Genomic DNA, 13,909 nt, shown 5'->3' on the forward strand with positions numbered 1-13,909 from the left:
GATTTCAGAACTATTGAACTCCGTAGGTCTTGGAGGCCTGTTCGACGTTGTCGGGTATTTTTATCAGTTTTGAGGGCGGCGAAGGCGCCGGTAAGTCTACTCAAATTCAGCGCTTACGCGACAAACTCGCGGCCAGAGGCATTGAAGCAATCACCACACGTGAACCGGGCGGCTCTCAAGGCGCTGAACTCGTTCGCGAAGTCCTGCTGTCCGGCGCTGCAAAAGATTATGGTGTAACGGCTGAGGCAGTTCTTTTTGCAGCTGCCCGAGCAGACCATATCGACACACTGATCAAACCGGCATTAGATGACGATAAATGGGTCCTGTGCGACCGGTTTGCCGATTCCTCACGCGTCTATCAGGGCGAATCCGGTGTTCCTCCGCAAACCGTAGAAGCCTTGCAACAGGTCGCAATCGCAGGTCATAATCCAGACATGACCTTGCTGATCAACGTGACGCCTGAAGTCGGCTTGGCCCGCGTCTCAAAGCGTACCGCTCCTGTCGAATTTGATGGCCCGGATCGCTTTGAAACAGATACCTTGGAAACGCACCGTCGCAGACAAGAAATGTTTCTGGAGATGGCCCGAAAAGAGCCGGACCGCATCACTGTGATTGATGGTGACCAGTCTCAGGACAAAGTGACTGAAGATATCTGGCAAGCTGTCCAAAGCCGTTTTGAAGAGCAGATCAAACAAGATACGGCCCGTCCGTAAGCAATCAGGGAAAAGTGAGTATGGCGAAAGCTTCCATAATCGAAGAAGTCCCTGAGTTCGACGAGGTCGAAGGCCTTCCGCTTCCACGCGAGCAATCCAACCTATACGGCCACGAACTTGCAGAAACCGAACTGCTTGATGCCTACAGATCGCAGCGGTTTCATCATGCATGGATCCTTGGCGGTCCGAAAGGCATCGGCAAAGCCACACTGGCATTTCGTTTCGCACGCTTCATACTGGAGCACCCGGACCGCTTTTCTACGCCGGTGATGGCTGCAAACAGCCTATACGTTCCACCAGAAAGCCATAGCTCTCAAATGATTGCCGCAGGTTCTCATGCAGACCTCCTGCATCTGCGGCGCCCATGGGACTTGAAAGGAAAGCGTTTCAAGCGGGACCTTCCTGTTGATGAAGTTCGTAAGACCACAGGCTTCTTTGGATCAACGGCCGCAGGCGGAAACTGGCGCATATGCCTTGTTGATTCTGCTGACGACATGAACCAGTCCGCAGCCAACGCTCTGCTTAAGATTCTTGAAGAACCACCAAAGCAGTCGCTCTTTATCCTGCTTTCACACAATCCCGGACGTCTTTTGCCAACAATTCGCTCCAGATGCCGCAAACTGTCCATGCGCAAACTGGAAGAGCAGACGATTGAGCAAGCGCTGACTGACATGGGCTGCGCTCCATCCGGCAACACACAGGCTCTGCACACACTCGCTGATGGCAGCCTGCGTCAGGCCGCATTGACAGCAAACGGCGGAGCGTTGCAAATCGCGCAGGAGTTTACCGGCTTGGTTGAGACAATCGCCAATCTGGATATGATCCGTGCGCACAGCTTTGCAGATAAAGTTTCGGGACGTGGTGCAGAAGACGCGTGGAACACATTTTTGGAGCTGACCCGCACGTTCTTGAGCAATCAACTGCGTAAAGATGCAAGCACAAAGCCGGATGCGCTTGTCAGGTGGGCTGACTTGTGGGAAAAGGTGGGCCGCGCTGCCTCAACAGCAGAAGCTTTAAACCTTGATCGCAAGCAAGTTGTGTTGTCTTTCCTCGTTGACCTGCGGAAAGCAAGCACGAGCTGACCTACGTCTTTTTGGGCCACAAACCCAAAGAACTTTCCAGATTTAGATCCCGGATCAAAAGATCGCTTTAGGATATGACAGAAAAATCGCCTTTCTATATTACAACAGCAATTTCCTACCCAAATGGTGAGCCGCATATCGGCCATGCCTACGAGGCAATTGCAACTGACGTGCTGGCCCGCTTCCAGAAACTGGATGGCCGAGAAGTACACTTCCTGACGGGTACCGACGTACACGGTCAGAAGATGCTTCAGACCGCCGTCAAGGAAGGCATGTCACCTTCAGATCTTGCAGATAAGAACTCCAAGCTTTTCCGCGAAATGGTGGAGATGCTGGGCTGCTCTAATGACGATTTCATTCAGACCAACGAAGAGCGTCACTATAAATCCTGTCAGGCAATCTGGCAGAAAATGGCAGATGCTGGCGATATCTACAAAGACAGCTACGCCGGTTGGTACTCTGTACGCGACGAAGCCTACTATCAGGAAGGCGAGACCGAAGTTCGCGAAGACGGTGTTCGTTATGGTCCTCAAGGCACGCCTGTCGAGTGGGTCGAAGAAGAAAGCTACTTCTTCCGTCTCTCAGCTTATGAAGACAAGCTGATCGAGCTGTATGAGAAGAACCCTGACTTTATTGGTCCAAATGCACGCCGTAACGAAGTCATGAGCTTCGTAAAAGGTGGCCTGAAAGACCTGTCCATCTCCCGCACCACCTTTGACTGGGGCATCCCGGTCCCGGGCGATGAAAAGCACGTTATGTACGTTTGGGTCGACGCTCTGACCAACTACATCACTGCGCTTGGTTATCCTGATATGGACGGCGACATGGCCAAGTTCTGGCCTGCCAACGCACATATCATCGGCAAAGACATCATCCGCTTCCACGCGGTGTACTGGCCTGCATTCCTCATGTCCGCTGGTGTTCCACTGCCAGAGCGCGTATTTGCCCATGGTTTCCTGTTCAACTCCGGTGAGAAGATGTCCAAGTCTCTGGGCAACGTCATCGCACCGCGTGATCTGGTAGAAACCTACGGCCTCGACCAAATTCGCTACTTCTTCCTGCGTGAAGTGCCATTCGGTCAGGATGGCAACTACAACCACGAAGCAATGGTAAACCGCATCAACGCTGACCTCGCCAATGACATCGGCAACCTGGCTCAGCGCTCGCTCTCCATGATCTTCAAGAACTGCGAAGGCAAACTGCCGGTTCCAGGCGAATTCTCTGCTGACGACAAGGCGATCTTGCAACAAGCTGATGAGATGCTGGAAAAATGCCGCGGCTTCATGGCAAAGCAGGAAATCCACCATGCACTGGCGTGCATCTGGTCAACCGTTGGTGAAGCAAACCGCTACTTTGCCTCTCAGGAGCCTTGGGCGTTGAAGAAGACAGACCCCGAGCGCATGAGCACAGTTCTTTATACCACCGCAGAGATCATCCGTCAGGTTGGCATTCTCGCACAACCAGTGATGCCAGGCTCTGCATCTAAACTACTGGACCTACTGGTGCTGAATGAAGACGAGCGCTCCTTCGCACTGCTAGGTGAAGCTGGTCGCTTGCAAGGTGGTCGTGATCTGCCGAAGCCACAAGGCGTGTTCCCACGCTATGTTGAGCCGGAAACTGCAGAATAAAGCGCAAGAGATTATGTAGCTTAAAGGGGAGGCGCGTATGCCTCCCTTTTTTATGAGGGAAATGCACTCGCATTTTCTGCTGAGATAAAACAAGAGGTCTACCGGACCTATTGACAGAATCGCGCTGGAGGCGCTTTTGCTGTGACCATGTTAGTTGATAGTCATTGTCATCTGGATTTTCCGGATTTCGCAGAAGAACGCGACCAGATCATCGAGCGCGCCCACGAGTCTGGCGTCAAGCTGATGGTCACCATCTGTACTCGCGTCCGCAAGTTCGAGCAGATTAAAGAAATCGCTGAGGCCTATGACAGCGTATATTGCTCCGTCGGAACCCATCCGCACCAAGCGGGTGAGGAAACCGACGTCACCACGGAAGAACTGGTGGAGATTGCTAAGCATCCCAAAGTGGTGGCAATCGGAGAAGCAGGACTAGATTATTTTTACGACAATGCATCTCCAGAAGATCAGGAAAAAGTCCTGCGCACGCATATTGCAGCAGCGCGCGAAACCCAGCTGCCGCTGGTGATACATAGCCGCGATGCCGATGAAGACATGATGCGCATTTTGGAAGAAGAGATGAAGGCTGGCTGCTTCCCAGCACTTCTTCATTGCTTTTCCTCTGGCAAAGAGTTGGCAATGAAGGGTTTGGAACTCGGCCTTTATATCTCCTTCTCCGGCATTTTGACCTTTAAACGCTCCACCGAACTGCGCGAGATCGCAGCAGAACTTCCAATGGATCGCCTTCTTGTTGAAACAGATGCCCCGTATCTTGCGCCGCAGCCATGGCGAGGCAAGCGCAACGAGCCTGCCTATGTAGCGCACACCAACAAAGTTCTAGCTGAAGCACTGGGCGTCTCAGAAGATGTAATGGCCAAGGCCACCACACAGAATTTTCTGCGCTTGTTTTCCAAGGTGCCACAGCCTGCTTGATTGACTAAACTGACGCGGATCGTGTTGCCATTGTATTTTGAGAGGACCGATGACCAGCAATTTTAAGGTCACTATTCTGGGCTGCGGCTCATCTACCGGCGTACCAAGGATTGGCGGAGATTGGGGCGAATGTGATCCCAATGAACCTAAAAACCGCCGCCGTAGATGTGCTCTGCTGGTTCAGCGGTTCTCTGAAAATGGCACGACGACCATAATTGTGGATACCGGCCCGGACTTGCGTGAGCAGATGTTGGCAGCCGGTGTCACACATGTGGACGCAGTACTTTATACCCATGCCCACGCAGATCACTTGCATGGCATAGACGACTTGCGCTTCTTCGCACTCATGCAGCGTGCCAAAGTGCCCGTTTTCATGGATGAGTTCACCTCAAAGCGCGTCCGGTCTGCCTTCGACTACTGCTTTGTTACGCCGCCAGGTTCCGGCTATCCGCCAATCCTGAGCGAAAACCGCCTGACGAATGGCACTCCGGTCACCATCGATGGTGCAGGGGGGCCGATCACTGCGCTACCATTTCTTGTCCATCATGGCGACATTGATGCACTGGGCTTTCGCTTTCAGGATCTGGCATACACCCCTGATGTCAACGACATCCCGGAAAGCAGCTTTCATGCATTGAAGGGACTGGATACATGGATTGTGGACGCACTGCGTCAGAAGCCACATCAAAGCCACTTCTGCGTAAATGATGCATTGGAGTGGATTGAGAGGATGAAACCTGCCAAGAGCATCCTCACCAATTTGCATTGCGATCTGGATTATCAGCACTTGCGGACAGACCTTCCAGAGGGTGTTTCACCTGCCTTTGATGGTCAGGAAATCAAATTTCCAGCACATGCGACGGTCTGAAGCCGTCGCATTTTTTATGATACCTACACAGAATCAATGCTTGCCAGACCTCCACATTTCATGCTGATATAGATATATCAGTGACGCGTGCGAGATAAATATATTTCCCTGCCGATATAAGGCAGCTCGCTACAAACCAAAAATAAACATATAAAATACAGCATGTTAGACTGATAATAGGACGCTTTTTGTATATTTTATACTTAGATATTTTACGTTTGAAATAATTTAAAAAACCTGTCACGCTTATCTCAAGTTGGAATTAGGCACTTGCAGCCTAAGGGGGAGAGAGCAATGAAAGTCGCATGTCTTGGAGGCGGCCCGGCAGGTCTTTATTTCGCAATCAGCATGAAGCTGCGAGATCCTCAGCATGAGGTCACAGTCATCGAGCGAAATAAGTTTGACGACACCTTCGGTTGGGGTGTTGTTCTTTCAGATGAGACACTGGACAACTTCAAGGTCAACGACGAAAAAAGCGCTGAGGCCATCCGCGCACATTTTGCTTACTGGGATGACATCGCAGTCCACTACCGAGATACCTGCCACGTCTCCAGCGGTCACGGCTTCTGCGGCATTGGCCGCAAGCAGTTGCTTCTGCTGCTACAAGACCGGGCAAAAGAGCTTGGCGTAAACATGGAATTTGAGCGCAATTACACCAGCGCTAAAGAGTTCATGGGTGATTACGACCTCGTTGTTGCTGCAGATGGTCTGAACTCCACCAGCCGCACCGAGTTTGCCGAGTATTTCAAGCCAGACATCGACACCCGCAAATGCAAGTTCGTCTGGCTCGGCACCCACCAGAAATTCGATGACGCCTTCACCTTCATTTTCGAAGAAACAGAGCATGGCTGGATCTGGGCACACGCCTATCAGTTCGATGATGACACCGCGACGTTCATCGTGGAATGTACGGAAGAGACATACGAAGCATTTGGCTTTGCCGACATGAGCCAGGCTGAATCTTGCCGGACTTGTGAGAAGATCTTCGAAAAGCATCTTGGCGGCAATGAGCTGATGACCAACGCAAACCACGTCCGTGGTTCTGCATGGATCAACTTCCCACGCGTGCTGTGTGAGAAATGGTCCCATGAAAACCTCGTTCTCATGGGCGATGCCTCTGCAACTGCACACTTTTCTATCGGATCAGGCTCCAAGCTTGCTATGGAAAGCGCCATTGCACTGGCAGATTACCTGCACAGCGAAAACTCCATTCAAAGCGCCTTCCAAAAATATGAGGACGAGCGCCGCTTGGAAGTTCTGAAGCTCCAGTCCGCTGCCCGTAACTCACTGGAATGGTTTGAAAACGTCGAACGCTACCTGCTTCTCGATCCAGTTCAGTTCAATTATTCACTCCTGACACGCTCCCAGCGCATCTCCCATGAGAACCTGCGTGAGCGCGATGCTGAGTGGCTGGGAACTGCAGAAGGCTGGTTCCAAAATCAAGCCGGAGTGTCAGACACCGACAATGCTCCACGCCCACCAATGTTCGCACCGTTCAAACTTCGCGAGATGGAGCTGAACAACCGCGTGGTTGTCTCTCCTATGGCCCAGTACAAAGCAGAAGATGGAACAGTCTCCGACTGGCATCTGGCCCACTATGGAGAACGCGCCAAAGGTGGAGCAGGGATGGTTGTTGTTGAGATGACCTGTGTCAGCGCTGATGGCCGCATCACACCAGGTTGCCCGGGCCTTTACGCACCAGAGCATCAAACTGCATGGAAGCGCATCACCAATTTTGTGCATGAACACAGCAACGCAAAGATCTGCTGTCAGCTTGGTCATGCCGGACCAAAAGGTTCAACGCAAGTTGGTTGGGAAGAGATGGACGCGCCGCTGAACGACGGCAATTGGCCGCTTCTTGCTGCCTCTCCAATCGCTTGGTCTGAACGCAACCAGATGCCAAAGCAAATGGACCGGGCAGACATGGACTGCGTCAAGGCAGAGTTCGTGAATGCAGCCAAGATGGCAGACGCATCTGGTTTTGACATGGTCGAAGTCCACTGCGCCCACGGTTATCTTCTGTCCTCCTTCATCTCTCCACTCACCAACAAGCGTGAAGACGAGTATGGTGGATCGCTTGAAAACCGCATGAGATACCCGCAGGAGGTCATCGAAGCAGTACGCGAAGCATGGCCTCAGGACAAACCAATGTCCGTACGTATCTCTGCAACGGACTGGGTGGAAGACGAGGGCCTCACACCAGAAGAAGCCGTTGAGATCGCCCGCATGTTGGACGCAGCTGACGTTGATATCTGCGATGTCTCCGCAGGTCAGACCAGCACTCGCGCACAACCAGTTTATGGCCGTATGTTCCAGGTGCCGTTCTCAGACCATATCCGCAACGACGCCGGTATGAAAACCATGGCTGTCGGCAACATCTATGAGCCAGATCATGTGAACTCAATCCTGATGGCTGGTCGCGCAGATCTTGTATGTCTTGCTCGTCCGCATCTGTCCGATCCGTACTGGACACTGCACGCAGCTGCTGAACTGGGCGACAAAGGTGTGTACTGGCCAGAACCATACCATGCTGGCCGTGACCAGCTGTACCGTCTGGCAGAGCGCGCCGAGACCATGAAAGTTCGCGTGTGAGGAAGAACGGTTTGGAAAAGCATGCACTCATAACAGGTGGCGGGACAGGCGTTGGGGCTGAAATAGCCCGCCACCTCGCGGGGGCTGGCATCAACGTCACCATTGCTGGGCGCAGACGCGAGCCGCTTGATCTGGTCGCAAGTGCCAACAGCCGCATCAGCGCTGTTACAGCAGACGTTACCGATGAAGTGTCCGTTGGGCAGATGTTTGAAAAGGCAGCTGAAGCAAGCGGACCAGTCAACATCGTGATTGCCAATGCGGGTGCTGCAGAATCTGCACCTTTTGGAAAGATCGAACGGGAAGACTTTCAGCGCATGCTCGACATCAACCTGACAGGTACATTCCTGACCTTCCAAAAAGGACTGGATTGCCTGAAAGGGCAAGAGTATGGGCGTTTGATCGCAATTGCATCTACAGCAGGTTTGCGCGGGTATTCCTATGTCTCTCACTACGCCGCAGCCAAACATGGTGTCGTCGGTATGGTCAGATCACTGGCACTCGAACTTGCCAGCAAGTCATTTACGGTCAATGCTGTGTGTCCAGGCTTCACAGAGACCCCAATGCTGCAACGCTCGATCGAAAACATCATGCAAAAAACCGGAATGAACGAAGAGCAGGCACGGGCTGCTCTTTACAAGGACAACCCACAGCAACGCTTCATCCAACCGGACGAAGTCGCCGCCACAGTGGCATGGCTCATCGGAGATGGCGCCCGCTCTGTGACAGGGCAAGCTATTTCAGTATCAGGAGGCGAAACCCAATGACTGCCTCACAGGAAATGCTCAATGCTGACCGAGCAACCGACGACAAGTCCCGCGTTCGCCTCTGGTTGAGACTGCTCCGCGCCTCCCGTGCGATTGAAGGCGAACTGAGAGAGCGGCTGCGGACAACCTACAATGTGACCCTGCCACGCTTTGACGTGATGGCAGCACTTTACCGGGAGCCAGAGGGCATGCTCATGTCCCAGCTCTCCAAATACCTGATGGTATCCAACGGCAACGTCACCGGCCTCATAGATCGCCTGACCACGGACGGACTGGTTCAGCGCACCTTGAGAGACGGAGACCGGAGAACATCTGTGGTTCTGCTTACCAAAGAAGGCCGCGAGAATTTTGAGCAGATGGCAGCAAGCCACCGCGAGTGGATCAATGAGCTGCTCTCTCACTTTTCTCCCGATGAAGCAGAAACCCTTGCTGAAACACTGAAGGTATTTGCAAGCGATTGGGAGGGGGAGGACCGATAATGCTGACAACCTACAAAATGGCGAATTTGCAGCCAAAGCACTTCATTTGGCGCATGGAAGGTGATGTCGCAGTCATCCAACTGGACCGCCCGGACCGTAAAAACCCGCTGACCTTTGAAAGCTATGCCGAGCTGCGCGATACATTCCGCGATCTCGTCTATGCAGATGACGTTAATGCCGTTGTGATCGCCTCAAACGAAGGCAACTACTGCTCAGGTGGAGACGTCCACGACATCATCGGTCCGCTTGTCACAATGGACATGAAAGACCTGCTGAAGTTCACGCGTATGACGGGCGATCTGGTCAAAGCCATGATCAACTGTACCAAGCCAATCATTTCAGCTGTAGACGGCATCAGCGTTGGTGCTGGGGCAATCATGGCCATGGCATCAGACCTGCGCATTGGCACACCAGACGCCAAAACAGCGTTCCTGTTCACCCGCGTCGGTCTTGCAGGCTGTGACATGGGCGCGTGTGCCATTCTTCCGCGCATTATCGGTCAGGGACGTGCTGCAGAGCTGCTCTACACAGGTCGGTCCATGAGCGCTGAAGAGGGCTACACTTGGGGCTACTTCAACTCCATGTCCACCACAGAAGCACTAGAGGCCGATGCTATTCGCATGGCGCAGCGCATCACGGCAGGGCCAAATTTCGCTCACGGCATCACCAAGACCCAGCTCAATCAGGAATGGAACATGGGTCTGGATCAGGCGATTGAAGCTGAAGCACAGGCGCAGGCCATCTGTATGCAGACCAAAGACTTCGAAACCGCCTACAAAGCTTTTGTTGCAAAAGAAAAACCGGTCTTTGAGGGGGCATAAATGGCTGACACCACCTTCCTCACATGGCCGTTCTTTGAAGAAAAACACCGAGAGCTGGCCGAAGCCATAGAAAACTGGTGCTGCGAAAACCTTCCAGCTGACCACTCTGACACGGATGCTGCCTGTATCAAGCTCGTTAATGATCTTGGTTCTGCTGGTTTCCTGAAGCTCACTGCTGTTGATCCGGCAGATCCCAAACCGCTGGATGTCCGTAGCCTGTGCATCATGCGCGAAACACTGGCCCGTCACGACGGTCTGGGGGACTTCGCCTTCGCCATGCAGGGTCTGGGAACAGGCGCCATCAGCCTGTTTGGCACGCCAGAACAACAGCTGTGGCTCAACAAAACCAGAGCAGGCCAGACACTCTCTGCGTTTGCACTAACAGAACCAGACTCCGGTTCAGACGTTGCAAACATTGAACTTTCCGCCATCCGCGACGGCGATGACTATGTGCTCAATGGCGAAAAGACCTGGATCTCCAACGGCGGCATTGCAGGCCTTTACGTTGTCTTCGCAAGGACGGGCGAAGCACCGACGGCCAAAGGCATCAGCGCCTTCATAGTACCGGCGGATACACCGGGCTTAACCGTTGAAGAACGGCTGGATGTGATGGCACCTCATCCTCTGGCACGGTTGGGCTTCAAACAACTGCGCATTCCAGCAGCAAACCGCATTGGGGGAGCCGGAGAAGGCTTTAAGATCTCAATGTCGGTTCTGGATGTCTTCCGCTGCACCGTCGGCGCTGCCGCACTGGGCTTTGCCCGCCGTGCATTGGAAGAAGCCGTAGCACGCGCAACAACCCGCAAACTGGGAGATGGCGTACTAGCCGATATGCAGATGGTGCAGGGCCATCTGGCGGAAATGGCAATCGACATTGATGCCTCTGCACTCCTGATCTACCGCGCTGCATGGACGAAAGACATGGGGGCAGCACGAGTATCTCGCGAGGCTGCCATGGCAAAGCAATTCGCAACCGATCAGGCCCAACAAATCATTGATAAGGCGGTACAAATCCACGGGGGCGAGGGCGTCCGTTCAGGCAATACTGTCGAAAAACTTTACCGTGAAATCAGAGCTCTTCGCATTTACGAAGGCGCATCCGATGTTCAGAAAATAATAGTAGCAAGGCAATTGCTTTCTCAGGAGGGGAGAAATGCTGGGACCAAGCGCGCACAAGGACACCTTCACAAGGGACAGGCTGCCACCAATTGATCAGCAGCCAGTTTTCCAGCTGGAGGGGTTTGAGTACCCAGACTACATCAACGCCGCAGTAGAGTTGACCGACAAGATGGTTGAACGCGGCTTTGGTGACAACATTGCTCTCATCGGCAATGGCAGAAAACGTACTTACAAGGAGCTTGCGGACTGGACGAACCGCATCGCTCGAGCTCTGCAGGAGGATTACGGAGTAGAACCGGGCGACCGCATTCTTATCCGCTCAGCAAACAACCCGGCTATGGTCGCCTGTTGGCTGGCTGCCACAAAAGCAGGCGCTGTGGTGGTCAACACCATGCCAATGCTGCGGGCTGGCGAGTTAAGCCAGATCGTCGACAAGGCCGAAATCAAACTGGCCATGTGTGATCTTCGCCTTATGGAAGAGATGGAGCGTTGCCTTGAGCAGAACGACCATCTGAGCAAAATCGTGAGCTTCGATGGCACGGCCAACTTTGCCGGTGAGATGGATAAGGTCGCACTGTCAAAGCCCGTCCAGTTTGAGGCCGTTCAAACGGGCAGAGACGACGTCTGCCTGCTGGGTTTCACATCTGGCACCACCGGACAGCCGAAGGCAACCATGCACTTCCACCGCGATCTGCTGATCATCGCAGATGCCTACGCAAAGGAAGTGCTGAACATCCAGCCATCGGACGTGTTTGTTGGTAGTCCGCCACTGGCCTTTACATTTGGCCTCGGCGGCTTGGCAATTTTCCCGCTTCGGTTCGGCGCAACCGCTACTCTGCTGGAAACGGCGGGACCCAAACAGCTTATTGAGATCATTGAGACTTACAAGGCAACGATCTCGTTCACAGCACCAACGGCTTACCGCGCCATGATGGCGGCAATGGAAGAGGGGGCAGACCTGTCCTCACTGCGCATCGCAGTCTCAGCGGGAGAAACATTGCCAGCACCAGTGTTTGAGCAATGGAAAGCAAAAACCGGGATTCCGATGCTGGATGGGATTGGCGCAACAGAAATGTTGCACATCTTTATTTCCAACCATTTGGAAGATGCCATGCCAGCAACCACTGGCCGGGAGATCAAAGGATATTCCGCAAAAGTGGTTGATGAAAACATGCAGGAGGTTCCACGCGGCACAGTTGGCAAACTTGCCGTAAGAGGACCAACCGGTTGTCGGTATATGCAAGATGACCGCCAGCAGAAATATGTTCGTGACGGCTGGAATTTGACAGGTGATGCCTTTTATCAGGATGAAAAAGGGTATTTCCACTTCGCAGCCCGCGCAGACGATATGATCATCACGTCCGGTTACAACGTCGCCGGGCCTGAAGTTGAGGCTGCTCTGCTAAGCAGCCCGGAAGTGTCTGAGTGTGCGGTTATAGGCGTGCCAGATGAGGACCGGGGACAGATTGTTGAAGCTCATGTGGTGCTGGTGGAGGACCACCCACAAGATGCAGATGTAATCAAACGTCTTCAGGACTATGTAAAATCTACTATAGCGCCTTATAAATACCCTCGTTCACTTAAACTGGTAGATTCTCTACCAAAAACCGCGACCGGTAAAATTCAAAGATTCCGCCTGAAGGAACAGCTGGTCGAGGATAAATCAGGGGAACTTATATGAAAAAACTCGTTTCAGCCGGAGTAGCCGCCCTTCTGTGTTGTACAGCCGGCGTGGCGCAAGCCGAAGTTAAAATTGGCATGATCACCACCTTGTCAGGTGGTGGTTCCACCCTCGGTATCGACGTCCGCGATGGTTTTGAGCTCGCACTCAAACAGGCAGGCGCATCCGATGTAAAGCTGCTGGTAGAAGACGACGCCCGCAAGCCGGACGTCGCCAAAAAACTGGCAGACAAATTCATTCAAAAAGACAAGGTTGATATCCTCACAGGTATCATCTGGTCCAACCTGGCAATGGCTGTGGTTCCTGCGGCAACCCGCAAAGGCACGCTCTACATCAGCCCAAATGCAGGCCCATCTGCGCTGGCTGGTAAAGCTTGCCACGAGAACTACTTCAACGTGGCCTGGCAGAACGACAACCTGCATGAGGCAATGGGATCTCACGCCAACAAAGCAGGCTACAAGAAGACCTTCATTCTGGCGCCAAACTACCCAGCTGGTACCGACGCTCTGAAAGGCTTCAAGCGGATGTACCAAGGCGAGCTGACAGGTGAACTCTTCACCAAGCTCGGTCAGGATGACTACGCTGCAGAAATCGCACAAATCCGTGCGTCTGGCGCTGACAGCGTGTTCTTCTTCCTGCCAGGTGGCATGGGCATTGCGTTCATGAAGCAGTACGCGCAGTCCGGCGTTGATGTGCCTGTCATGGGGCCGGCTTTCTCTTTCTCACAGGACATTCTGCCTGCGATTGGTGACGCTGCACTCGGCGTGGCAAACTCTTCCCAGTGGGGTAAGGACATTGAGAGCGAGGTGAACGCAAAGTTCGTCAAAGGCTTCAAAGAAGCTTATGGCCGCCTGCCTTCCCTGTACGCATCTCAGGGCTATGACGCTGCAAATCTGATCCTCTCCGCAATGGAGAAGGCAGATGTCAGCGACAAGGATGACTTCCGTGCAGCGCTGAAAGAAGCTGATTTTGCTTCTGTGCGCGGCGACTTCAAATTCGGCAACAACAACCACCCAATTCAGGACATTTATGTTCGCGAAGTGGTGAAAGAAGACGGCCAGATCACCAACAAAATTGTCGGTGTCGCAATCAAAGGCCATCAGGATGCATACGCATCCAAATGCCGGATGAAATAAGCCAACGCGTTGAAGTAAAAAGTTAATCAGCGGGGAAACCCTAACCCTTCTCCGCTGATCCCCTATACTGATGTGACAATGAAAAAGAAGCCTCGG

General features: G+C 53.1%; 12 protein-coding genes. All 12 read left to right on the forward strand.

The features are described from left to right. Positions 1 to 47 precede the first annotated feature (47 nt). The 12 genes from tmk (at position 48) to PsAD13_RS16275 (ending at position 13,813) form a co-directional block, all read left to right on the forward strand. Complete coding sequence (gene tmk, locus PsAD13_RS16220) at positions 48 to 713, forward strand: dTMP kinase (RefSeq protein WP_063302037.1); 666 nt, start codon at positions 48 to 50, stop codon at positions 711 to 713. Positions 714 to 733: 20 nt separating this feature from the next. After that, positions 734 to 1,795: a DNA polymerase III subunit delta' gene (locus tag PsAD13_RS16225; protein WP_063318829.1), complete on the forward strand. Its 1,062-nt coding sequence runs from the start codon at positions 734 to 736 to the stop codon at positions 1,793 to 1,795. 74 nt (positions 1,796 to 1,869) lie between these two features. Beyond that, entirely contained in the window at positions 1,870 to 3,423 is a 1,554-nt protein-coding gene (gene metG, locus PsAD13_RS16230; protein ID WP_063292283.1) for a methionine--tRNA ligase, read from the forward strand. A 147-nt stretch (positions 3,424 to 3,570) separates the two neighbouring features. Beyond that, positions 3,571 to 4,353, forward strand: a complete 783-nt coding sequence (locus PsAD13_RS16235) for a TatD family hydrolase (RefSeq protein ID WP_063303957.1) — start codon at positions 3,571 to 3,573, stop codon at positions 4,351 to 4,353. 49 nt (positions 4,354 to 4,402) lie between these two features. Continuing rightward, positions 4,403 to 5,221 carry an MBL fold metallo-hydrolase gene (locus PsAD13_RS16240; protein ID WP_063318830.1) on the forward strand — a complete coding sequence of 273 codons (819 nt, stop codon included), beginning with the start codon at positions 4,403 to 4,405 and terminating at the stop codon, positions 5,219 to 5,221. A 294-nt stretch (positions 5,222 to 5,515) separates the two neighbouring features. Continuing rightward, the gene (locus PsAD13_RS16245) at positions 5,516 to 7,813 is read left to right on the forward strand and encodes a bifunctional salicylyl-CoA 5-hydroxylase/oxidoreductase (RefSeq protein ID WP_063318831.1); all 2,298 of its coding nucleotides are present in this window, start codon (positions 5,516 to 5,518) and stop codon (positions 7,811 to 7,813) included. An 11-nt stretch (positions 7,814 to 7,824) separates the two neighbouring features. Continuing rightward, positions 7,825 to 8,577, forward strand: a complete 753-nt coding sequence (locus tag PsAD13_RS16250; RefSeq protein WP_063318930.1) for an SDR family NAD(P)-dependent oxidoreductase — start codon at positions 7,825 to 7,827, stop codon at positions 8,575 to 8,577. After that, complete coding sequence (locus PsAD13_RS16255) at positions 8,574 to 9,056, forward strand: MarR family transcriptional regulator (protein ID WP_063318832.1); 483 nt, start codon at positions 8,574 to 8,576, stop codon at positions 9,054 to 9,056. Before PsAD13_RS16250 ends, PsAD13_RS16255 begins: the two co-directional genes overlap by 4 nt. After that, the gene (locus PsAD13_RS16260) at positions 9,056 to 9,877 is read left to right on the forward strand and encodes an enoyl-CoA hydratase family protein (RefSeq protein ID WP_084404734.1); all 822 of its coding nucleotides are present in this window, start codon (positions 9,056 to 9,058) and stop codon (positions 9,875 to 9,877) included. Before PsAD13_RS16255 ends, PsAD13_RS16260 begins: the two co-directional genes overlap by 1 nt. Then, positions 9,878 to 11,089, forward strand: coding sequence for an acyl-CoA dehydrogenase family protein (locus PsAD13_RS16265; RefSeq protein WP_063318833.1), 1,212 nt, complete (start codon positions 9,878 to 9,880; stop codon positions 11,087 to 11,089). Continuing rightward, positions 11,031 to 12,677, forward strand: a complete 1,647-nt coding sequence (locus PsAD13_RS16270) for an AMP-binding protein (RefSeq protein ID WP_193757806.1) — start codon at positions 11,031 to 11,033, stop codon at positions 12,675 to 12,677. The genes PsAD13_RS16265 and PsAD13_RS16270 overlap by 59 nt, the downstream gene beginning before the upstream one ends. Next, complete coding sequence (locus PsAD13_RS16275) at positions 12,674 to 13,813, forward strand: ABC transporter substrate-binding protein (RefSeq protein ID WP_063318834.1); 1,140 nt, start codon at positions 12,674 to 12,676, stop codon at positions 13,811 to 13,813. Before PsAD13_RS16270 ends, PsAD13_RS16275 begins: the two co-directional genes overlap by 4 nt. Positions 13,814 to 13,909 lie beyond the last annotated feature (96 nt).

This window comes from Pseudovibrio sp. Ad13 (genome assembly GCF_001623225.1).
Taxonomy (GTDB): domain Bacteria; phylum Pseudomonadota; class Alphaproteobacteria; order Rhizobiales; family Stappiaceae; genus Pseudovibrio.